Annotated in this window: 1 protein-coding gene; it reads left to right on the top strand. The window is 37.8% G+C overall.

Going from position 1 to position 378, the window contains the following annotated elements:
• The coding region (locus ACFIO5_RS11800) for a 4Fe-4S dicluster domain-containing protein (RefSeq protein ID WP_375705512.1) at positions 1-378 on the top strand (378 nt) is incomplete at both ends.

The raw sequence follows: 378 nt of genomic DNA, 5'->3' as shown, positions 1-378 counted from the left end.
AAATACGGAATTAAACTTGCTGGCTTTGATATGTGGTGGCAACAGCTTTTTGGCTTTTCTTTATTTAAAACACTCTCCCATGGAAAAGCAGACTATGCATGTCTTGAACCAGCAGAAAAATTTAAACCCATTGCTTATCCAAAACCCGATGGTATCGTCACCTTTGATCACCTTTCCAGTGTTGCACTTTCCAATACGCACCATGAGGAAAATCAACCATGTCATTTAAAAATATCTTCATTAGAAAAACAAAAAGACTCTGAATATGCAATTTATGCAGGCCCTTCCACCCGCTATTGTCCTGCTGCTGTCTATGAATGGTTAAACCATCATGATCAAACAACTTATGTTATCAACGCTTCAAACTGTATACACTGT

This window comes from Bartonella sp. AA86SXKL, from assembly GCF_042196885.1.
This window is presented reverse-complemented; position numbering and strand designations above follow the sequence as displayed.